Source organism: Pseudoflavonifractor hominis (genome assembly GCF_014288125.1).
Classification (GTDB): domain Bacteria; phylum Bacillota; class Clostridia; order Oscillospirales; family Oscillospiraceae; genus Pseudoflavonifractor_A; species Pseudoflavonifractor_A gallinarum.
This window is the reverse complement of the sequence record NZ_JACOPR010000008.1, coordinates 42,948-64,647: the sequence shown is the minus strand read 5'-3', so window position 1 is coordinate 64,647 and position 21,700 is coordinate 42,948. Positions and strand designations below refer to the sequence as shown.

At 59.4% G+C, this 21,700-nt stretch carries 21 protein-coding genes; 15 read left to right on the top strand and 6 right to left on the bottom strand.

Annotated elements, in window-relative coordinates:
- Positions 1-26: 26 nt before the first annotated feature.
- From atpD to H8S34_RS12115, 8 genes are all read left to right on the top strand, one after another.
- Positions 27-1,427 (top strand): F0F1 ATP synthase subunit beta, encoded by a 1,401-nt coding sequence (gene atpD, locus H8S34_RS12150; protein ID WP_186964110.1) that lies wholly within the window; start codon positions 27-29, stop codon positions 1,425-1,427.
- Complete coding sequence (atpC, locus tag H8S34_RS12145; RefSeq protein ID WP_101691351.1) at positions 1,427-1,831, top strand: ATP synthase F1 subunit epsilon; 405 nt, start codon at positions 1,427-1,429, stop codon at positions 1,829-1,831. Before atpD ends, atpC begins: the two co-directional genes overlap by 1 nt.
- A gap of 310 nt (positions 1,832-2,141) precedes the next feature.
- On the top strand, positions 2,142-3,308 hold the full coding sequence (locus H8S34_RS12140) for a double-cubane-cluster-containing anaerobic reductase (RefSeq protein WP_186964109.1): 1,167 nt from the start codon (positions 2,142-2,144) through the stop codon (positions 3,306-3,308).
- Positions 3,305-4,081 carry an acyl-CoA dehydratase activase gene (locus tag H8S34_RS12135; protein ID WP_101691349.1) on the top strand — a complete coding sequence of 259 codons (777 nt, stop codon included), beginning with the start codon at positions 3,305-3,307 and terminating at the stop codon, positions 4,079-4,081. Before H8S34_RS12140 ends, H8S34_RS12135 begins: the two co-directional genes overlap by 4 nt.
- A complete protein-coding gene (locus tag H8S34_RS12130) occupies positions 4,078-4,335 on the top strand; it encodes a putative Se/S carrier protein (protein ID WP_101691348.1) in 258 nt (85 codons plus the stop codon). Before H8S34_RS12135 ends, H8S34_RS12130 begins: the two co-directional genes overlap by 4 nt.
- Positions 4,332-5,468 carry an aminotransferase class V-fold PLP-dependent enzyme gene (locus H8S34_RS12125; RefSeq protein WP_186964108.1) on the top strand — a complete coding sequence of 379 codons (1,137 nt, stop codon included), beginning with the start codon at positions 4,332-4,334 and terminating at the stop codon, positions 5,466-5,468. The genes H8S34_RS12130 and H8S34_RS12125 overlap by 4 nt, the downstream gene beginning before the upstream one ends.
- A gap of 292 nt (positions 5,469-5,760) precedes the next feature.
- Complete coding sequence (locus H8S34_RS12120) at positions 5,761-7,092, top strand: InlB B-repeat-containing protein (RefSeq protein WP_186964107.1); 1,332 nt, start codon at positions 5,761-5,763, stop codon at positions 7,090-7,092.
- Positions 7,093-7,152: 60 nt separating this feature from the next.
- Positions 7,153-8,949 carry an S-layer homology domain-containing protein gene (locus tag H8S34_RS12115; protein ID WP_186964106.1) on the top strand — a complete coding sequence of 599 codons (1,797 nt, stop codon included), beginning with the start codon at positions 7,153-7,155 and terminating at the stop codon, positions 8,947-8,949.
- A gap of 79 nt (positions 8,950-9,028) precedes the next feature.
- Here the strand turns inward: H8S34_RS12115 and H8S34_RS12110 are convergent, their stop codons facing one another.
- Entirely contained in the window at positions 9,029-10,501 is a 1,473-nt protein-coding gene (locus H8S34_RS12110) for a M15 family metallopeptidase (RefSeq protein ID WP_186964105.1), read from the bottom strand.
- Positions 10,502-10,813: 312 nt separating this feature from the next.
- Here H8S34_RS12110 and nadA point away from each other — a divergent pair, with 312 nt between their 5' ends.
- The 6 genes from nadA to thpR all read left to right on the top strand — a co-directional run bounded on the left by nadA (position 10,814) and on the right by thpR (position 15,756).
- On the top strand, positions 10,814-11,719 hold the full coding sequence (gene nadA, locus H8S34_RS12105; protein WP_101691343.1) for a quinolinate synthase NadA: 906 nt from the start codon (positions 10,814-10,816) through the stop codon (positions 11,717-11,719).
- 25 nt (positions 11,720-11,744) lie between these two features.
- Positions 11,745-12,926 (top strand): L-aspartate oxidase, encoded by a 1,182-nt coding sequence (locus H8S34_RS15195; protein ID WP_243208015.1) that lies wholly within the window; start codon positions 11,745-11,747, stop codon positions 12,924-12,926.
- 3 nt (positions 12,927-12,929) lie between these two features.
- Positions 12,930-13,790, top strand: a complete 861-nt coding sequence (gene nadC, locus H8S34_RS15190) for a carboxylating nicotinate-nucleotide diphosphorylase (protein ID WP_235964273.1) — start codon at positions 12,930-12,932, stop codon at positions 13,788-13,790.
- An 18-nt stretch (positions 13,791-13,808) separates the two neighbouring features.
- Positions 13,809-14,357: a transcription repressor NadR gene (locus H8S34_RS12095; RefSeq protein ID WP_101691342.1), complete on the top strand. Its 549-nt coding sequence runs from the start codon at positions 13,809-13,811 to the stop codon at positions 14,355-14,357.
- A gap of 136 nt (positions 14,358-14,493) precedes the next feature.
- Positions 14,494-15,036 carry a stage V sporulation T C-terminal domain-containing protein gene (locus H8S34_RS12090; protein ID WP_101691341.1) on the top strand — a complete coding sequence of 181 codons (543 nt, stop codon included), beginning with the start codon at positions 14,494-14,496 and terminating at the stop codon, positions 15,034-15,036.
- Between the two features lie 180 nt (positions 15,037-15,216).
- The gene (thpR, locus tag H8S34_RS12085; RefSeq protein WP_101691340.1) at positions 15,217-15,756 is read left to right on the top strand and encodes an RNA 2',3'-cyclic phosphodiesterase; all 540 of its coding nucleotides are present in this window, start codon (positions 15,217-15,219) and stop codon (positions 15,754-15,756) included.
- 36 nt (positions 15,757-15,792) lie between these two features.
- Here the strand turns inward: thpR and sleB are convergent, their stop codons facing one another.
- Complete coding sequence (sleB, locus tag H8S34_RS12080) at positions 15,793-16,476, bottom strand: spore cortex-lytic enzyme (protein WP_101691339.1); 684 nt, start codon at positions 16,474-16,476, stop codon at positions 15,793-15,795.
- Positions 16,477-16,661: 185 nt separating this feature from the next.
- On the opposite strand from sleB, the gene H8S34_RS12075 reads away from it, so the two are divergent.
- Entirely contained in the window at positions 16,662-16,937 is a 276-nt protein-coding gene (locus H8S34_RS12075) for a translation initiation factor 2 (protein WP_180956707.1), read from the top strand.
- Between the two features lie 54 nt (positions 16,938-16,991).
- Here the strand turns inward: H8S34_RS12075 and H8S34_RS12070 are convergent, their stop codons facing one another.
- The 4 genes from H8S34_RS12070 to H8S34_RS12055 all read right to left on the bottom strand — a co-directional run bounded on the left by H8S34_RS12070 (position 16,992) and on the right by H8S34_RS12055 (position 21,182).
- Complete coding sequence (locus tag H8S34_RS12070; RefSeq protein WP_186964104.1) at positions 16,992-17,270, bottom strand: hypothetical protein; 279 nt, start codon at positions 17,268-17,270, stop codon at positions 16,992-16,994.
- Between the two features lie 90 nt (positions 17,271-17,360).
- Positions 17,361-18,380, bottom strand: a complete 1,020-nt coding sequence (locus H8S34_RS12065) for a galactose/methyl galactoside ABC transporter permease MglC (protein WP_101691336.1) — start codon at positions 18,378-18,380, stop codon at positions 17,361-17,363.
- Between the two features lie 22 nt (positions 18,381-18,402).
- Positions 18,403-19,917, bottom strand: coding sequence for a sugar ABC transporter ATP-binding protein (locus tag H8S34_RS12060; protein ID WP_101691335.1), 1,515 nt, complete (start codon positions 19,915-19,917; stop codon positions 18,403-18,405).
- Between the two features lie 215 nt (positions 19,918-20,132).
- Entirely contained in the window at positions 20,133-21,182 is a 1,050-nt protein-coding gene (locus H8S34_RS12055; RefSeq protein ID WP_101691334.1) for a galactose ABC transporter substrate-binding protein, read from the bottom strand.
- Between the last annotated feature and the right edge of the window lie 518 nt (positions 21,183-21,700).

Here is a 21,700-nt window from a genome sequence, read left to right as displayed (position 1 = left end):
AAACGCCCGAAAGGGGATGCGATATCATGAGTGAGAACAAAGGAACCATCGTACAGGTCATGGGACCTGTGGTGGATGTGGCCTTTTCTGACGGCACGCTCCCGGAGCTCAAGGAAGCCCTGGAGGTAGAGCTGGGAGGAAAACGCCAGGTGATGGAAGTGGCCCAGCATGTGGGGGGAGATACCGTGCGCTGTATCATGCTCTCTCCCAGCGAGGGCCTGGGCCGGGGCATGGAGGTCACGGCCACCGGAGGGCCCATCTCCGTCCCCGTGGGCGAGGCCGTATTGGGGCGGATGTTCAACGTCCTGGGAGACACCATCGACGAGAAGGGGCCGGTCAAGGCCAGCGAGACCTGGTCCATCCACCGGCAGCCCCCGGCCTTTGAGAACCAGCGGCCGGTGGTGGATGTGTTTGAGACCGGCATCAAGGTCATCGACCTGCTGGCGCCCTATGCCAAGGGCGGCAAGATCGGACTGTTTGGCGGCGCCGGTGTGGGCAAGACGGTGCTCATCCAGGAGCTCATCCACAACATCGCCACCGAGCACGGTGGATACTCCATCTTTACCGGGGTGGGCGAGCGCACCCGCGAGGGCAACGACCTCTGGCGGGAGATGAGCGAGTCCGGAGTCATCGACAAGACCGCGCTGGTCTTCGGCCAGATGAACGAGCCCCCCGGAGCCCGTATGCGCGTGGCCCTGACCGGGCTGACCATGGCGGAGTACTTCCGGGACCGGGAGAAGCAGAATGTGCTGCTCTTCATCGACAATATCTTCCGCTATGTCCAGGCTGGCTCGGAGGTCTCGGCCCTGATGGGGCGGATGCCCTCCGCCGTGGGCTATCAGCCCACGCTGGCCAACGAGGTGGGCGCCCTGCAGGAGCGCATCACCTCCACCAAGGACGGGGCCATCACTTCGGTGCAGGCGGTCTATGTCCCGGCGGACGACCTGACCGACCCCGCACCTGCCACTACCTTTGCCCATCTGGACGCCACCACCGTTCTCTCCCGTAAGATCGTAGAGCAGGGCATCTATCCGGCAGTGGACCCGCTGGAGTCCACCTCCCGCATTCTGGAGCCCGATGTGGTGGGCGAGCGCCACTACCGGGTGGCCCGTGGGACCCAGGAGCTGCTTCAGCGGTACCGGGAACTCCAGGACATCATTGCCATTCTGGGCATGGAGGAGCTCTCCGAGGAGGACCGGCGCACCGTAGAGCGGGCCCGGCGTATCCAGCAGTTCTTCTCCCAGCCCTTCTCCGTGGCCGAGACCTTTACCGGACTGGAGGGCCGCTACGTCAAGCTGGCCGATACCCTCCGCTCCTTTGAGGCCATTCTGGGCGGCGAGCTGGACAAATATCCGGAGGCAGCCTTCAGCATGGTGGGCAATGTGGACGAGGTCGTGGAAAAGGCGAAGAAGATGGGGGCGGTATAATGGCCCAGACCAGCTTCTATCTGGAGATCATTACGCCGGAGCGGCAGTTTTACATCGGCCCGGCCCACGCCCTGGTCATCCCCGCCGTGGACGGAGAGATGGGGATCTATCCGGGCCACGAGCCGGTGGTTACCGCCATCGAGCCCGGCGAGCTGCGCTATGAGAATGAGGGCGTATGGGAGAGCGCCGTGGTGGGGTCTGGCTTTGCAGAGATCAAACCCGACTATGTGATCCTCCTGGTGGGCTTTGCGGAACATCCCGAGGAAGTGGACCGCAAGCGCGCGGAGGCCGCCAAACTGCGTGCCGAGGAGCGCCTGCGCCAGAAACAGAGCATCCAGGAGTACTACCACTCCAAGGCGGCGTTGGCCCGGGCCATGGCCCGACTGAAGATCGGGCGGCATTAATAAATCCAACCAAATACAAGAGATACCCCCGGACGGCGGCACAGACAGCCCTGTCCGGGGGTATTTTTGATGGGACACCGCGGCGGAGGGACGCATAGACTGGAAAAGAGTTTTGCAGAGGGAGACCAGGATACTTTATATACTTTCTCGATAAAGGGCATTGGTTATCATCGAAAGAAGCAATTGGACTTTCGGGAGAGGCTTTGCTACGATGAGGTTAATTTTGGAGAAAAGAACCGGCCAACGCGGGGAAGAGCGAACCGTTCCGCGCGGCCCGGGATTGCCGTCTATTTGGGAAAGGATGTTCTGTATGGAGAAGAATGCGCTTCGCCTGCCCGCCGGATTTGAGAGCTATCAGGAGGCCCGCCAGGCCGGATTTTTGCGAATGAAGCAGCTGAAAGAGTTGGGGGCCCGGGTAATTGGCCTGTTCTGCTCCTATGTGCCCATTGAGCTGGTCTATGCGGCCGGCGCCATCCCGGTGGGACTGTGCGCCTCCAGTGAAGAGCCCATTGCGGCCGCCGAGGCAAACCTGCCCCGCAATCTGTGCCCGCTCATCAAGGCCAGCTATGGCTTTGCCCTCACGGATACCTGCCCCTACTTCTATTTCTCCGATCTGGTGGTGGCCGAGACCACCTGTGACGGAAAAAAGAAGATGTTCGAGCTGCTGGGCGAGATCAAGGAGACCTATGTGATGCAGCTGCCCCACAGCCGGGATGCGGCTGCGCTGGCCTTCTGGAAAGAGCAGATCATCGCCTTCCAGAAAAAGCTGGAGGACTTCTATGGGATCACCATTACGGAGGAGGACATCCGGGCGGCCATCCGCCGCAAGAACCGGGAGCGCGATGTGATGCTCCGCTATCTGGAGCTGGGCAAGCTCAATCCCGCCCCCATCAGCGGATACGAGATGGGCACCCAGATCGACGTGGGGAGCTTCTCCTTTGATCTGGAGGAGCGCTGCAAGAATGTGGAGGCCCGTACCGCCCAGGTGCTCGCCGATTGGGAGGCCAATTACAAGGGAAAGCAGAGCGACCGTCCCCGCCTCCTGCTGACGGGCTGCCCCAACGCGGGCGTGCGGGAGAAGATCATCCGCACTGTGGAGGAGATGGGGGCCGATGTGGTGGCCTTCGACACTTGCAGCGGCACCCGGGAAAAGGTGGAAAAGGTGGATGAGAGCAATCCGGACGTCTACGAGGCCCTGGCCCGGAAGTATCTCAACATCAACTGCTCTGTCATGAGCCCCAACGACAGCCGGAGAGGGTATATTGGTGAAATGATCGACGAGTACGCCATCGACGGCGTGCTGGAGATCATCCTCCAGTCCTGCCACACCTATGATGTGGAGTCCTACTTCATCAAGCGCTTTGTGACCCAGGAGAAGGGCCTGCCCTACCTGAACATTGAGACCGACTACTCCCAGTCCGATAAGGGACAGATCAATACCCGCCTGGCGGCGTTCCTGGAGACGATCGAAAAATGAGTTATTTTACCGGAATTGATATTGGCTCCACCGCGTCCAAGGTGGTGGTGCTGGACGAGGCGCGGATGGTGGATGCCTTTGTCCTGCCCACCGGGTGGAGCAGCAAGGAAACGGCCGCCGGTGTGGCCCAGCGCCTGGCGTCCCAGGGGCGTCCCGTGGATGAGGATATGCGGGTCGTGGCCACGGGATACGGCCGAGTATCGGTGGACTATGCCGCCAAGACGGTCACCGAGATCACCTGTCACGGCAAGGGCGGCTTCGCTCTGCTGGGACGGGACTGCACGGTGGTGGACATCGGCGGACAGGACACCAAGGTGATCACCGTGGAAGGGGGCATGGCCTCCAGCTTTTTGATGAACGACAAGTGCTCCGCGGGGACCGGTAAATTCCTGGAGATCATGGCCAACCGCCTGGGCGTGGATCTGCCGGAGCTCTTCGCCCTGGCCGAGCAGGGAGAGCCGCTGGCCATCAGCTCCATGTGCACGGTGTTTGCTGAGAGCGAGGTCATCAGTCACATCGGTGCGGGTGAGCGCCGGGAGGACATTGCCGCCGGCGTGGTGGACTCCGTCGTGAGCAAGGTGGCGGGGCTGTGTGCCCGGCACACCATCCAGGGCGATGTGCTCCTCACCGGTGGACTGTGCGACAGCGCCTATCTGGTCCAGCGGCTGTCCCAGCGTCTGGGCGCCACGGTTTACACCGATCCCATGGGCCGCTACGCCGGTGCTCTGGGGGCCGCCCTGATCGCCCGGGGAAAGCGGGGGCGGGAGGCATGATCTTTCTGTCCTTTTATACCACCACCCACAGCATGAAGGGAGAGGCCCAGGCCAAAAAACAGGGCCTGGTGGCCTCCCTGGTCCCGACGCCCAGGGGCGTGGGGGGCAGCTGCTCCCTCTCCCTGTGCTTTGAGGGCATAGAGGCAGAGCGGGAGGCGCAGGCCTTTTTTGAGGAGATGACCGTTCCCTGTGCGCTGTACCGCCAGGAAGGGGAGGAGCTCACCTGCCTGGGCCGGAAGGAGGCGGGGGCATGATCTACCTGGACACCGCCGCCACCAGCCGTCAGAAGCCGGAGCTGGTCTATCAGCGGGCGGCGCAGGCCATGCGGGAGACGGCTAACCCCGGCCGGGGCGGCCACGCGCCGGCACTGGAGGCCGGGCGCATGGTCTATGCCGTGCGGGAACAGGTATCCGCCTTCTTCCGCGTGGGAGAGGCGGAACGGGTGGTCTTTACATCCAATGCCACCGACGCCCTCAATCTGGCTATCCAGGGGATGGCCCGTCCCGGCGGACACATCGTATCCACCACCATGGAGCACAACTCGGTGCTGCGCCCGCTCCGGGCGCTGGAAGCGCGGGGCGTGCGCCACACGCTGGTACAGGGTGATCCAGGTTCCGGAGTGGTGACGGCCGCTCAGGTTGCTGCGGCGCTGGAGCCCGAGACCTGCCTGGTGGTGTGTACTCATGTCTCCAATGTGACGGGGACGCAGATGCCTGTGGAGGAGATCGGGGCCCTCTGCCGGGCCCGGGGGATTCCGTTTCTGGTGGATGCCTCCCAGTCGGCCGGTGTGTGTGAGCTGGATATGGAGGCCATGGGAATCGACCTGCTGGCCTGCCCCGGTCACAAGGGACTGCTGGCCCTGCCCGGGACCGGGCTGCTCTGTCTGGGTCCCAATGTCCGTCCCGAGCCCCTCAAGCAAGGAGGGACCGGCAGCTTTTCGGAGTATCTGGAACAGCCCGATCTCCTGCCCGACCGGTACGAGAGCGGGACCCTCAATACGGTGGGGATCGCCTCTCTGGGGGCCGGGCTGGAATACCTGGAGGAGCGGGGCCTGGAGTCTATCCGCCGCCATGAACAGGCCCTGTGTGAACAGTTCCTGTCTGGTCTGCGTGCCATCCCCGGTATTGAGATCTACGGTGCGGGGGATGCCCGGCGGCAGACGGCGGTGGTGTCCTTCAACCTGCGGGGGATGGACTGTGCCCAGGCCGCTTTCCGGCTGGACCGGGAGTATGGGATCTGTATGCGGGCAGGGCTCCACTGCGCGCCGCTGGCCCACCGGACCGTGGGGAGCTTCCCCCAGGGGAGCCTGCGAGCCAGCATGGGCCCCTTCAATACGGAAGAGGAGATCGAACAGACACTGTCTGCACTGAGTACATTGAGCCGGTAACGGATCATATATAGTATATTCCCATAGAGAGAGCCTTCGCTTCGGTGAAGTGCTCTCTCTTGTTGTTGTATGGCTGTGCGCGCTTCCGATATCCTTCAACTGGGAGGATGAAGCAAAAACTACGGCCGATTGGTAACAAAATAGAAAACTGGATAACATTATCTGATAAAAATATAACTATTTTACCCTGTAAAGCGGGAGCACCTCTGATATAATGCATCAAAAGCAAAATAGATTTTTTTGGACAAAAACAAAAATTTTTTTCAATGAAGAAAGAACAGGAGTGGAGCAAATGAAGCAAATCCGTATGCGCGGTGCAGCGGCACTGCTGTCCCTGGCACTGACGCTTCCGCTGATGCTGCCCGGATGGACCGCAAGAGCTGCCGCTCTCGAGGAGAGCGGAGTGGCCATTTCGGAAGAAACCTTCCCCGATGCAGCGTTCCGGAGCTGGCTGACCGACCGGAACAATCTGAATGGATTTGGCAGCGACGGGTATTTTTCCGCCGCAGAGCTGGCTGAGATCAAGAGCATCGACGTCTCCGGGAAGGGAATCCAGACTCTGGAGGGAATCGAACAGTTTTCTGCCCTGGAACAGCTCTCCTGCGAGAATAACCGGCTGAAGGAGCTGGACGTAAAGCAGAACCGTGCGCTGCGCCATCTTCAGTGCAGATTCAACCAGATTGCGGCATTGGATGTATCCGGCCTGGATAACCTGATTTCCCTCAACTGTGAGAGCAACCATATGAAGAACCTGAATCTGACAGGCTGTACGGCGCTGGAGATCATCTATTGCCGGAGCAACGACCTGCCGGAGGTGGACTTTTCCACCAACACCAGCCTGAAGTTCATTGAGACCTTTGATAACCGGTTGAGCAGCATTGATCTCTCCAAGCTGACGGCGCTGGAATTTGTCCACCTGGACCACAATCTGCTCACCCACATTGATCTGAGCGCCAACACCAATCTCAGCCCGATCGGCAGCGGCTTTGTGGCCCGCAACAATCAGCTGGATACGCTGACCCTTCCGGTCAAGGCGGACTTGGTGGTGGACCCGGATGTCTATGCCGAGCAGGATCCCAAAGTGGGATATGAGCGGGTCGAGTGGTATGAGGATGCAGAGTATCACATTCCGGTCACTGGACCGATCACGGCGAACGGACAGACCCTGTATGCCAAATGGCTTCCCAATGACTACACGATTCGTTTTAACTCCAATGGCGGCAGCGGTTCCATGCCGGAACAGAGCGGCGTATGGGATCAGAAGCTGACGCTGGAGAAGAATACCTTCCGCCGGACGGGCTATGCGTTCCAGGGCTGGAAAAATGTCTTCGGAGACGACGCTTTTTACGACGACGGAAGCGAAGTGCTCAACCTGACGGGAAAGTACCAGGGACAGCGGGTGACCCTGTATGCCCAGTGGGAGCCCATCCAGTACACGGTGGCCTTTGATGCTAACGGCGGGCAGGGTGAGATGGCAGAGGAGAGCTATCGGTACGATCAGAGTAAGAATCTCCCGAAATGCACCATGACTGGCCCGGATGATAAGATCTTTGCCGGCTGGGCCACAGAGTGGGACGGCAGCGTGCGCTATCTGGATCAGAGCGCCGTTCGAAATCTGGCCTAGGAGTAGGGGGAGAAGATCACGCTTTACGCGGTGTGGAGAGAAAAGCGGAACAATGCGTATTTGGACGACCTGGATGCCGCGTTTGCCCATTACAGCGCAGAGGACTACACCGTACAGGATTGGAATGCCCTGACCGGCTACTATGGAACTGCATGGAAGGAGCTCTCCACCGCAGAGGAAGAGGAGCTGGAGGGGATATTTACCCGGGGCACGGAGAATATGGAAGCCGTTGAGACCAGGGAAATGCGCGTGAATGCCATCGTTGCAGCCTGGCGGAGCGAGCACCGGGACACTTTGGATGCCATGAACAACCATGCAGTGGACGAAGCTGCCGCCGAGCGGCTCTATGGCCTGGCGCAGGAGGCCCTGAAAGGGATTGATGCTGCGTTTGTAGTGGAGCACTCCGACCTGGCGGAGACGGCGGATCAGGAGCAGGTGGCCGCACTGGCCAATGAGGCGGTCGATAAGACCCTGCGCAGCCTCTCCCAGCTGGCCGATGCCGCAGCCTGGGTCGGAACCCTGAACGGGCTGTCGGAGCGGCCCTTGTCAGAGGTGACCTCGGAGTGGTATGGTTCCTATGCGGATGCCTGCACGGGTGCGGATACCTATCTCCTCCACCTGAGCCGCACAATGATGCAGGCTCTGGAGGAGCGCCGGGACCTGGCTCAGCAGAAGCAGCAGGCTCTCACACAGCTGCACATGGCGTATCAGAGCTATGACCTGACACGCTATACTGCCGAGAATCAGGCCAAGCTGGAGAAGATTCTGAATGCCGGACGCCTGGCCATCGAGGCCGGAAATTCGGCGGCAGACGTGGAGTCGGCCCAGAAGCAGGCGCAGCAGGATATGGCTGCGGTGCCCACCATCGACGGAGGAAGTCAGCCGGGCGGTGGTACCGGGGGAGGTGAGTCCGGCGGCAGCACGGGCGGCAATACCGGTGGCGGCACTGGTGGCGCAGGCGGCGGCGCAGGTGGCGGCGGTGGAGCCGGCGGTGTGACGCCGGAGCCGCCGGTGGAATCCGTCCCGCCCACCCAGACCACGGTGACCGATCCGGTCAGCGGTGCGACTGCCCTGGTGAATACCGATGCAAACGGCGCGGTTTCGGCCCAGATCACCCTGCCGGCCGAGGCGGACACGGCAGTGCTGACCCTGCCGGCCAAGGTGAAGTCCTCGACTGTGGCGGTGATGCACAAGAGTGGGGGGACGACGGCGGTCCTTCCGTGGGCGGTTGCCGTGGAAGAGGGCATGCGGGTACGTGTGTCTCAGTCCTGCCAGATCACGCTGGAGGAGCGGAGTGTCACCTACTCCGATGTGGCGGCACAGGCCTGGTACCAGGATGGCGTGCAGTTTGTCTCGGCCAGAGGGCTGTTTTCCGGCATCGGTGCAGGGCGCTTTGCACCTGAGGGGGCAATGACCCGCTCGATGGTGGCCTCTGTCCTGTATCGCATGGAGGGTGCGCCGGAGTGCACAGAGGGTCCCACCTTTACCGATGTACCTGAGGGAAGCTGGTTTGCGCCCGGGGTGCAGTGGGCCGCTCAGATGGGGATCACCAGCGGCACCGGCGGCGGACGGTTTGCGCCGGAGGAGCCGGTCACCCGAGAGGCCCTTGCGGCCATGCTCTACCGCTATGCGCAGCAGCATGGAGCCGGAGCCATGGGCACCGGCAGCGGCACAGAGAACTTTGCCGACCGGGAGAGCATCTCCTCCTGGGCGGGTGAGGCCATGGAGTGGGCCGCTTCCAATGGCATCCTGCTGGGAAATGGAGGCGAGATCCGTCCCGGCGACTTGGCCAGCCGCGCGGAAGTGGCGGCCATGCTGATGCGCTTCAGCGCCGTGATCGTGGATGCCCAGAGATAACATAGGATGTAAATGCCAAACCGGCGTGCCAGACTCAGTCTGGCACGCCGGTTTTTTGTTTTTCCCTATGGAGAGAGGATCAGCCGCCCATATAGGAGAAGTGCATATAGTCGTGATACCCCTCGGCGGGATTGGTGCTGTATGCCCAGGCGTCACCGCCCCAGCTCCAGCCGTGAGCTTTGAAAATGCGTACCACCGAGCTGTCCGGGGAGATGGAGTAGGGGTTCTGGCCCGGCTGCCAGCGGCTGCCCGCCAGGGCGACACCGTCCCGGACCTGGTAGTTGTTGTCGGAATTGATGTCGATGGCGGTGCCGCAGTTATGCTCGCCGGTGGCCGAATCGCCGCGCCAGGAATAGCCGCCCAGATCCTGAATGGGGAACTGTTCCGGGTCCTGATAGATCTCAGTAAAGATTTCCGTTACGTCCTGGGCCAGGGCAGCATGTACCTGGAAGGAAGCGGTGGACGCCTTTTTTCCGGAGCCGGAGAGATGCCAGACCGGAACTGTGATTGTGACCATGTTTGCCTGGGCCTCTTCTTTATTGACAAAGCGGCGTTTTCCGGGATCCCCAAAGAGCAGCTGGAGTTTAGCGGTGTTTTCCCCCTGCTCCACCAGCCAGAAGTCCTGGGTCCAGAAATCCTCTGCATTGGCCTCTCCACGCTCCACCTTGGCCCAGAATTCCGCCTGCGCGATTTCCGATTGGGTCATGGGGCGGTATTCCAGCGTATAGGTGGAACAGGCCGAGCTGACCTGGTAGACCTGGTCGAAGCCGGCGAAGGTATAGTGCTGCGCACTCAGGTCCTGCTCAAAGCGGCTGAGATAATCCCCCACGGAAGAGGTAAACTGCTGCTGGGGGAGCAGCTCCTCTCCGGTCTCCGCATTGAGGTAACGGATGGTGATATCCTGTTCCTCACCCCAGCGGGCCTGATCCACCAGATTCAGCGTATTCATCAGCAGTGTAGCGCCGTCGCAGCGCTGAATGGTATCCTGAAAGCCGAAGGAGCCGTCACTCTTTCCGCGCACCACGCCGCAGCGGACCAGACCGCCCACGGCTTCCTGGTGGAGATCGTCCATGTAAGACCAGTCGGTAAAGAGGGTTGGATCCGGGGCAAACGTACTGAAGCCGCCGCGGACCGACTCGGGCAGGGCACGGTACAGGATCACAGCGGCATCCTGGCGGGAAATGGGGGCGTTGAGCGAGGCGGGGGTGACCGGGAGCGCGTCCTCCAGGGAGAGTATGCCGCTCTCCAGAGCAGCCGTATATCCAGCCATGTCCCAGGCCTGCCCATCTGCCAGTGCCTCCTGGTAGGCCTGGGGAGCAAAGGAGCGGGCGGAGATCGACAGGAACTGGCCCCAACTCATGGTGGCGGCGGGCTCCATCCGGTTTCCTCCTACACCTTGAAGAATGCCGAGGCTTGCGGCCTGCTGCAAGGTGGAATAGGCCCAGTGGTCCCAGCTCAGATCCGCATATTCTGCCGCCAGGGCAGGCGCTGCGGCGGAGCAGGCCAACATCCCGGCCAAAGCGAGGGTACCGATACGTACGTGGTGCGTCATAGTGCAGGACTCCTTCTCATTCTCTCTGTACTGCGTCCGCCGGAACGGGAAACCTGCGGCGGACAGCTGTCAAATTTTATTTTAGTCCCCGAGAACGGCTGCTGCAATGCAAAAAGTCAAAATAAGTCGAAAAACAGGGCGTATATTTGCGCTTTTCCCCATGCGTAAATATGGTCTGCCCCAAACGAAAGGGCTGGAGATGGAAGTCTGTGTCAAATAAATAAGTTGTCATGTGACAAGACATATGCTACAATAACAGAACATGTTCCGCTGAGCAGTGGGAAATATCGGTGTGGAAAGAGGAAACGTTACATGACGATTGAGCAGCAGATCCAGGATTGGAAGCGGGAGCGGGATGCGGTCATCCTGGCCCATTACTATGTGGCCCCGGAGGTGCAGGAGATTGCAGACTATGTGGGAGACTCCTTTTATCTGAGCAAGGTGGCCCTCGACCTGCCGCAGCAGACCATTGTCTTCTGCGGAGTGGGCTTTATGGGGGAGAGCGCAAAACTCCTCAATGAGAAAAAAACCGTACTGATGCCTGACCTGGAGGCCGACTGTCCCATGGCCCACATGGCGCAGCCCGAGGAGATCCGGAAGATCCGGGAGCAGGAGGAGGATCTGGCGGTGGTGTGTTATATCAACTCCACCGCCGCACTCAAGGCCTGTGCCGACGTGTGCGTCACATCGGCCAACGCCCTGGATGTGGTGCGTGCCCTGCCCAACCGGAAGATTTTGATGATCCCTGATCAGAATCTGGCCCATTTTATTGCCGAGCAGGTGCCCGAGAAGGAATTTCTCTTCCACCCGGGCTGCTGTCCGGTCCACCAGGAGATCCGCCTTTCCGAGGTGCTCGATCTCAAGAAAGCCCACCCGGAGGCGCCGGTACTGGCCCATCCGGAGTGTCCGGCCGCGCTGCTGGCTCATGCGGACTATGTGGGCAGCACCAGTGGGATCATCCGCTATGCCGCCGAACACGAGGCGCGGGAGTACATCATCTGCACGGAGATCGGAGTGCGGCACCGGTTGGAGCGAGACAATCCGGGAAAGAAGTTCTATTTTCCCGCCACAAGCCCGGTGTGCCGGGATATGAAGCAGGTCACGCTGGAAAAGGTGCTGGAGGTGCTCCGGACCGGAAAGAATGCGGTTTCCCTTCCCGGGGAGCAGAGTGAAATGGCCCGGCGGGCGCTGGAGCAGATGCTCCGCCTGGCCAAGTGATGGCGGAGGACAGGAGAAGCAGATGATGGAAGAAAAAACAGATGTGATTGTGGTGGGAACCGGCGTGGCCGGGCTGTTCAGCGCGCTGAACCTGCCCCGGGGGATGCGGGTTCTTCTCATCACAAAAGCGGAGGAAGAGAGCAGCGACTCCTTTCTGGCCCAGGGCGGGATCTGTATGCTGCGCGGGGAAGAGGACTATGAGAGCTATGTCCAGGACACCCTGCGGGCGGGACACTATGAAAACCGGATGGAGTCGGTGGATCTCATGGTGCGCACGTCGCCGGAGATCATTGCAGATCTGGTCCGGCTGGGGGTGGAGTTCGAGCGGGACGGGGAGGACTTTGCCTTTACCCGGGAGGGGGCCCACTCCAAACCCCGTATCCTCTTTCACAAGGATATCACCGGACAGGAGATCACCAGCAAGCTGCTCCGCGCAGTCCGAAAACAGCCCAACGTGGAGATTCGACCCTACACCACGATGACGGACCTGTTGGTGGAGGACGGGATCTGCCGTGGCATCGAGGCCCGGGGACCGCACGGCGAGAGGATGCAGATCCGGGCCCAATACACCATTCTGGCCACCGGTGGGATCGGCGGGTGGTATCCCCACTCCACCAACTTTCCCCATCTGACCGGTGACGCGCTGGATCTGGCTGCCCGGTATGGCATCCGCACGGAGCATCTGGACTATGTCCAGTTCCATCCCACCACCCTCTACTCCAAGGAGCCAGGACGGCGTTTTCTCATCTCGGAGTCGGTGCGGGGAGAGGGGGCCCTCCTCTACAATCACCAGGGGAAGCGCTTTGTGGACGAACTGCTCCCACGGGATGTGGTGACAAAGGCCATCCGGGAGGAGATGGCACGGGAGGGGACGGAGTTTGTCTGGCTCTCCATGGAGCCCATCCCCAGGGAGACCATTCTGCACCACTTCCCGAATATCTACCAGCACTGTCTGGAGCAGGGGTATGACGTGACCCGGGAACCCATCCCCGTAGTACCGGCTCAGCACTATTTCATGGGCGGGATCTGGGTGGACCGGGACAGCCGCACCTCCATGGAGCGGCTGTTTGCCGTGGGGGAGACCAGCTGCAACGGCGTACACGGCGCAAACCGGCTGGCCAGCAACTCCCTGCTGGAGAGTCTTGTATTTGCCAAACGGGCGGCAGCTGCCATTGCCGGAGCGTGCGCCCAGACGAGGAGGAATTGATCCATGAATCCCATTACCATGACCACACAGATCGATCCGCTGCTGCTCCAGGCACTGCGGGAGGATATTTCCAGCGAGGATGTGAGCACCAACGCGGTGATTCGGGAGAAGACGCCCGGACAGGTGGAGCTTTTGTGCAAAGAGCGGGGCGTCATCGCGGGACTGGCGGTGTTTGAGCGGGTCTTTCAGCTGCTGGACCCGGAGGTACAGGTGGAATGGTTCCACCAGGACGGGGAGCAGGTGGAGGCGGGAACGCACCTGGCTACCCTGCGGGGGGACATCCGGGCCCTCCTCTCGGGGGAGCGGGTGGCCCTCAACTATCTCCAGCGGATGAGCGGCATCGCCACCTATACCCGCGCCTGCGCCGAGGCTCTCCGGGGCAGCAAAACCAAACTTCTGGACACCCGAAAGACCACGCCCAACATGCGGATCTTTGAAAAATATGCCGTAAGGGTTGGCGGCGGACAAAATCACCGCTATAATCTATCTGATGGAGTCCTGCTGAAGGACAACCACATTGGAGCGGCCGGAGGGATCGCACAGGCGGTGCGTCTGGCAAGGGACTATGCTCCGTTTGTGCGAAAAATTGAGGTAGAAGTAGAAAATCTGGAAATGGTGGAAGAGGCTCTGGCTGCAGGTGCGGACATCATCATGCTGGACAATATGTCCATGGAGGAAATGCGGGAGGCCCTGCGGCGCATTGCGGGCCGTGCCCAGACCGAGTGCTCGGGAAATGTGACGCTGGAGAAGCTCCGGGCGCTGGCCGATCTGGGTGTGGACTATGTCTCCTGCGGCGCGCTGACCCATTCCGCCCCCATTCTGGATCTCTCTCTGAAGCATCTTCGCCCGCTGGAGGCGAAGTGAAGAAAGGATTTAAGGGTCATGACCGGTTCGGAGCGCAGAAAGCATATTGTGGATCGTATCAGACAGAGTGAGAAGCCCGTGTCGGGGACCGCGCTGGCCAAGGAGTGCCAGGTCAGCCGCCAGGTGATCGTGCAGGATATCGCGCTGATCCGGGCGGCGGGCTATGATATCCTGTCGACCCACCGGGGATATCGGCTGAATGAAGGGCAGCAGGTGAGCCGTGTCTTTCAAGTGCGGCATACCGACGCCCAGATCGAGGAGGAGCTTTTCACCATCGTGGATCTGGGGGGAAGGGTGAAAAATGTGATGGTGGACCACCAGGTCTATGGCCAGGTACGGGCGCCGCTGCGCATCTCCTCCCGCCGCACGGCCAGCGCCTTTTTGGAGGAAATCCACAGCGGAAAATCCAGCCCGCTCAAACATCTGACCTCGGACTATCACTACCATTTGATCCAGGCGGACAGCGAGGACACGCTGGATCTGATCCAGGAGGCGCTGCATGAAAAAGGGTTCCTGATTTCTGTGGCTGCGGAAGGGGAAGAGGGAACCGCGTGCGGTGATGCATGACGTCCGGACAATGGAACAAAGAATCAAAATCTCTCAGAGGTTTTCCAAACAACCCCAGTCAAATTTCTGCATATGATGGCAATTCCTGCGGATACTATCTCCGTCTGAACAAGTAACCGTGGGAGGAATCATGGATATGAAAGCAACTGGAATTGTGCGCAGGATCGACGATCTTGGCCGTGTGGTGATCCCCAAAGAGATTCGCAGGACCATGCGGATCCGGGAGGGCGATCCCCTGGAAATTTATACAAACAGCGAGGGCGGCGTGATCTTTAAGAAGTACTCCCTCATGGGAGGGCTGGGAGATTTTGCAGGACAGATGTGCGAGACCCTCAACAAGACCACCGGACGTATTTCGGTCATCACCGACCGGGACACCTGTCTGGCCGTGGCAGGGGGCGGAAAGCGGGATTTGACGGACAAACGGATCTCTTCCGCCCTGGAACAGATCATGGAGGGCCGGGGCATCTACCAGTATCAGAATGGCGAGACGCCTATTACAGTGACCGAGGACAACCACCGCTATTTCGTGGCCTGCGCCGCACCCATTCTCTCCGAGGGAGATGTGCTGGGGTGTGTGGTCTTTGCCGGAAATGAGGAAGAGCTTCTCACCGACGAGACAGACTATAAGCTGGTTCAGACCATCGCAGGATTTCTTGGACGCCATATGGAGAGCTGAGACAAAGCTGCCGCACCGCGCCGCTTCCGGAGGGATGACCACCGGGCGCGGCGCGGTGCGGTATAGTGTTACAAATGAGAAAGAAGTTGTAACTTCTTTCCCTTAGAAAACACAGTCATCCTTGCACAATATGGCCCTTTTTGATATACTTAGATAGGAAACAGCAAAGGGGGATTATTTATGCGCCTGTTCATTGCCGTATCCCTGCCTCCGCTCTGGAAGGATCGGATGGATACGGCCACGCACTATCTGAAGACACATACCGAGCACTGCATCCCCACACCGCGGGGAACTTTTCATTTGACACTGGCTTTCTTAGGCGAGACAGATCGCCTGGCAGATGTCATTCAAGCCATGGATCAGGTCCATGGAGCGCCTTTCCCCCTGATCAGCTCTGGAATCGGACAGTTCTCGCTGAAAGAGGGGGACCTCTGGTGGATGGGAATTGAGTCCACACCGCCGCTGATGGATCTCCAGGCAAAGCTGGCAGATTCGCTGCGCGGTGCTGGTTTTGAGATCAGTGATAAGCCCTATCAGCCTCACGCCAGCCTTGCGCGTCAGGTCCAGCCCAAGCCGGATCTGGATGTGGCTGAGTTGGAGCGCCTTCTTCCGCCGATGAGCTTTGAAGTGCGCTATATGACGCTCTTTCGCTCGGATTGGGACCGGGGAAATCTCTTCTACACCCCGCTTCACCGCACGATGCTCACCGAAGAGAATTGACAGAAAAACAGGACAGGCACGGCCTGTCCTGTTTTTTTATGCGCAGAAACGGTGTTTGCCGATGACTTTGATCAGCGGCCGGCTCCAGATCCATGCGCTGGTGGCGGTGTCTGGATTGAAATAGTAGATCGCTCCGCCGCTGGGATCTGCGCCGTTGATGGCATCCCGGGCGGCGCGGACAGAGGACTCGGCCACCGGCTCGTCAAACTGCCCGTCCACCATACAGGTAAAGGCGCCGGGCTGATAGACCACGCCGGCAATGGTGCTGGGAAAGGCCGGGTGCTCTACCCGGTTCAGGATCACGGCCCCCACGGCCACCTGGCCGCTGTACGGCTCGCCCCGGGCCTCCGCTGAGATGACGCGGGCCAGCAGCTCCAGGTCGGCCGACTGGGCGTTGGAGCCGCTGCTGCCGCCGCCGCTGTCCGGCATACCAAGGGCCCGAAGGGTGGCCGGACCGGTGATTCCGTCCGGCGTGAGGCCATTCTTCTTTTGAAACAGCTTTACCGCTGCGGTGGTGGCGGAGCCATAGATACCGTCCACGGCGCCGTCGTAATAGCCCCAGTTGCGCAGCTTGGTCTGAATGGTGCGTACGGGTTCTCCTGTGGACCCCTGGCGGTATGTGGCCGCCTGAGATGCGGTCTGAAGGACGCTGATGACCAGAATATTGACAGCAAACAGGATGCACAGCGCACGGATCAGACGTTTTCGGTCCTGACACAAATGGATCAAGCCTCCTTGCCTGGCGGAAGGATTCCGCACAGGTCTGAATGGAATATGCGTTTCTAGTTTACGGGAAAGCGGAGGGAACTATGCGGTGAGAATACCGATCAAATTCTGCTTGTACTGTATGGTTCTTCCTGCATCTGGCCATACTGAGAGAAACGAAGAAAAAGGAAGTGTATACGATGGTAAAAGGTGTTTCACGCCGGGTCATTGTCGTCAAGTCTCCCGACCCCAGACTGTTTGAAGAGGCCATTTTCATCGTCAAGGAGGAGGCGTTCTGCGGAAGGGGGGTTTCGGCCGAGCAGGTGCTTCAGGAGGCAAGAAGCGTAGCCAAGGGATATGTCAAACGCAACACCCCGTTTATGCGCTGGCTCAGAAGGATCCCCATCCCGGCCTATCTGGCCATGGGGGCGCTGATGGCCACCGCGTGCTGGAGTTTTGCGCTCTACCTGTGCTGAGACAACGAAAAACGTCCTTCCACAGAGCGCGTGGAAGGACGTTTGATGGAGGGATTATCCCTGCCCCTGGATAGCGCCGATCAGGACGACCAGAACGAAAGCGGCAATGCATATGCCGATGAAGATATCCAGCTGGTGGACGGTGACCGGGATTTTATCATAGAAGCGCTCCTTGGCATTCCGGGGACCGGAGGGAGGGGGAGAGGCCCCCTCCTCTGACTGGACGGACTGCTGTTCCAGGGCCTGTTCCCGCTGGATGAGACGGGCTTCCCGCTCTTCCAGTTCCCGGGCTTTTTGTTCCAGCTGTGCTTTCCGCGATGAAAAGAGACGCATGACGATCCAAGCTCCTTTGTCTGCATCCGGTTGGAGTAGGATACGGCCTCCTGTCCCGGACTGGGACAGGAGGCCGCGGAACATGAGAAATTATTTCTTGGCCAGATACTTGCGCAGATCCAGAGCGACGGCCACGATGATGACCAGGCCCTGTGCAATGAAGGTGTAGGCGGGGTCCACGCGCAGGAACTGCAGGCAGATCTTGAGGATTTCGAAGACCAGAACGCCCACCAGAACGCCGGAGATCTTGCCGACGCCGCCGTTGGTGGAGACGCCGCCGATGGTACAAGCGGCGATGGCCTCCAGCTCATAGCCGTAGCCGGTCTGGACGGAAGCGCCGCCGGCCTTGGCACCCAGCAGGAAGCCGCCCAGAGCATAGAGGACAGCCGCCAGCAGATAGATGCGGATCAGAGTGGCGGGGACGTTGACGCCGGCCACCTGGGCAGCGCTCTCGTTGCCGCCGATGGCGTACATGTACTTACCGTGACGGGTCTTATTGTAGAGGAACCACATAAACAGACCGATGATCAGGGCAATGATGGCCAGATAGGGGATGATCTTGCCCACAGCGCCTTCCAGCAGATAGCCGTTGGCCACTTTGGTGTAGGAGTCCTTGTAGCCGCCCATGGGCTGGTTCTTGGTGATGACGCTGCACAGACCATAGACGATGGTCTGCATGCCCAGGGTTGCGATGAAGGGGGGAACCTTCAGAAAGGCGATGACGCAGCCGTTGATGGCGCCGAAGATGCCGCAGATGACCAGAACGGCGATCAGGCCCACGAACACGGGCACATCAGGCAGCCAGGGCAGCATGCGGCCGGAGTAGGCCACATCCTGGAGCAGCATGGCGGACAGACAGGCCGACAGGCCCACCATACGTCCGGCCGACAGGTCGGTTCCCTTGGTGATCAGACAGCCCGACACACCGCAGGCGATGATGAAACGGGGGCTGACGTTGATGATGAGGTTTACCAGGTTGCTGCGGCTGAAGAAGTTGTCGCGGGTAAAGCCGACGGCCAGCGCCAGCAGAGCGATCAGAATTATAATCGCATAGTTGGATAGAAATTGTTTTACACGGGCAGCGTTGAGCTGCTTTACTTCCTTTGCCATAGTCCAATCTCCTCTCTCTGATTCAGACTGCCTCGAACTGCGTGGCCAGTTCCATGATATTCTCCTGATTGGCCTTGTCTCCGTCGATAAAGCCGGTGACACGGCCGTCGCACATGACCATGATGCGGTCCGACATGCCGATGAGTTCGCCCATTTCAGAGGAGATCATGATGATACTCTTTCCCTGACGGGCCAGCTCCTCAATGATGCAGTAGATCTCGTACTTGGCACCCACGTCGATACCGCGGGTGGGCTCGTCCAGAATGAAGATATCCGGATTGTTGGCCAGCCAGCGGCTGATGAGCACTTTCTGCTGGTTGCCGCCGGAGAGAGACTGGATCAGCGTCTTGGAGGAGGGCGTCTTGATGGAGAGCTTGGCCACGTTGTCCTGCACCAGCTGCTCAATCTTCTTGTCATCCAGCATGATCCCGCCGATGAGATACTGATTCAGGGAGGAGATCGAGACGTTATCTGCGATGGAGAGAACGCCCAGAATACCGGTGGCCCGGCGATCCTCGGTCAGCATGGCGATGCCCTTCTTGATGGCGTCGGCCGGACGGTTGATCTTGAGTTCTTCGCCCTTATAGGTAATGGTACCCTTGGAATGGCAGCGCAGGCCAAACAGACCCTCCATCAGCTCGGTGCGCTGGGCACCCACCAGACCGGCGACTCCCAGAATCTCGCCCTTCCGCACACTGAAGGTCACATTCCGGAAGCTCTTGGGGTTGATGGAGGTGAAGTCCTCTACCTGAAGGACCTCCTCGCCGGGAACATTTTTCCGTTTGGGATAGAGGTCCACCAGCTCGCGGCCCACCATTTTTGTGATGATCATATCGGTGGTCAGTTCCTTGGCGGCCCAGGTGCCAATGTACTGGCCGTCGCGCATGATGGTGACCTCATCCGAGATGCGCAGGATCTCATCCATCTTGTGGGAGATGTAGACGATGGCCACGCCCTTGGACTTGAGCTCCTCCACGATGGTGAAGAGGGCCTCCACCTCGCCGGCGGTGAGGGAGGAGGTGGGCTCGTCCAGAATGAGCACCTTACAGTCGGCGGAAACGGCCTTGGCGATCTCCACCAGCTGCATCTGGGAGACGCTCAGGGAACCCAGTTTGGCGCGGGGGTCGAAGTTCATATGGACTTCTTCCAGCACCCGGGCGGCGTCCTCATACATTTTCTTGTGGTCAATGATTTTGACCGGGCCGATCTGCTTGAGAGGATAGCGGCCTACATAGATATTTTCACCGATGCTGCGCTCCGTAATGGGCTGCAGCTCCTGATGCACCATGGCGATGCCGTGGTGCAGGGCATCCAGCGGGTCCTTGATGTGGACCGGCTGGCCCTCATAAAAAATTTCTCCCTCGTCCATATGGTAGATGCCGAACATACACTTCATCAGTGTGGACTTTCCCGCGCCGTTTTCGCCCATCAGAGCGTGTACGGTTCCTGGACGCAGCCGGAGCTGCGCGTGGTCCAGTGCCTTGACGCCGGGGAAGGTCTTCACGACATTACGCATCTCCAAACGATACTCTGACATGAACTGGCCCCCTCTTTGCTTGTTGCTCTCTTCGTTACGGTCCTGCCTTCAGAAACGGCGCACCGGTATGCGAGCCATTTCTCAAAGCAGGGTGCCGTACACCACACAAACCACAACCGACAGGAAGGGGGAGATATGTACGTCGTTTTCATCCGTACATATCTCCCCTCCTCGTAAATCGAAACTGCTAGACTGGTAAAACAGGAATCGGAAACTTACTTGATGAACTCGGCGACGTTGTCGCTGGTGACCTTCACGTAGTCAACATAGATGGACTGCTCGCCCTCGGCATAGGTGGTGCCGCCCAGCAGGCCTTCCATGCACTCCACAGCCTTCTCGGCCTGGCTCTGCGCATCGTTCAGAACGGTACCGGTCATCTCGCCGGCCTTGACGGCGTCCAGAGCGGCGTCCAGAGCGTCAACACCCACGATGTAGATGTCCTTGCCAACGGTGCGGCCAGCGGTCTTGATGGCCTCCATGGCACCCAGAGCCATGGAGTCGTTGTTGCTGAAGACAACCTCGACCTTATCGCCGAACTGAGCCAGGTCGTTGGCGCAGATCTCCTGGCCCTTGTTCTGATCCCAGTCGCCGCGGGTCAGGTTGAGCTGCTCAACCTCCATGCCGGCATCGGTCAGAGCCTTGACGGAGTACTCGGTGCGCAGCTTGGCGTCGATGTTCTCGGGGTCGCCCTGGATCATGATGTAGGAGACCTTGCCGTCGCCGTTGATGTCGCCCTTGGTCTCGGTCTCCAGGATCAGCTCGCCCTGGAAGGTACCGGACTGAGCGGCGTCACAGCCGACGTAGACACACTTGTTATAAGAGGCCATGTCCTCGGCGGTGGGCTCACGGTTGATAAAGACGGTGGGGATGTCAGCGGTCTGCACCAGGTTGACGATGGAAGAGGCGGCGCTGGTCATGACGGGGTTGATGATGAGCGCGTCCACGCCCTGAGCGATGAAGGTGTTGATCTGCTCGGTCTGCTTGGCCTGGTCGTTGTTGCCGTCCACCACGGTGACCTCGTAGCCCTTGTCCTTCAGAATGGTCTCCAGAGCGGTACGGTAGGTGGTCATGAAGTTATCGTCGAACTTGTAGATGCACACGCCGACGGTGCCGCCAGCGGGCACCTGGCTCTCAATCCCCTCCACGACGGCGGAGCCGGTGGGAGCAGGAGGGGTAGAGGTGGTGGCGGTACCGCCGCTGCAGGCGGCCAGGGACAGGACCATGCAGGAACCAAGGATCGTTGCAAGAACTTTTCTCTTCTTCATTGGATGTCGCTCCTTTTCAATATGTGGAGATGCTCTTCCAACAGATCCGAATGTCGGATATGTACCCGCCCTCTGGGAAATCCATAGAGCCAATGTCAAATAAGTACATATGCAACGCCATCCCTACCCGTTTTCAGAGGCTGATGTGGGCTTTCCCACAGCTTAGCTTTACAGTAGCATCTTTTTTATAAAAAGTCAATAAAGAGCGCCCCCGACGATATTCACTTTTTCGTCATAATTTGTTGTTTGTGCAAAATAAATAGAAATAAAAATGAAAGCAATCTACAAAAAAGAGTGTAAAAGATTTTAAATAAGTTGCTTTTTGAATCAAAATCGCATTTGTGCACCGCTGATTTTTATAGTAATCAAAGATTAATTGTGCAGAATGAACGGGGCAGTATAGCAAAATGACATGCCGATTCGGAAGCGATAAAAAGAAAAAATGACAGATCAAATCTTTGCTTTTTTATCGATAAGCCCGGAAAAATAAAAATGTATGCGAGGAAAACGGAAAAAAG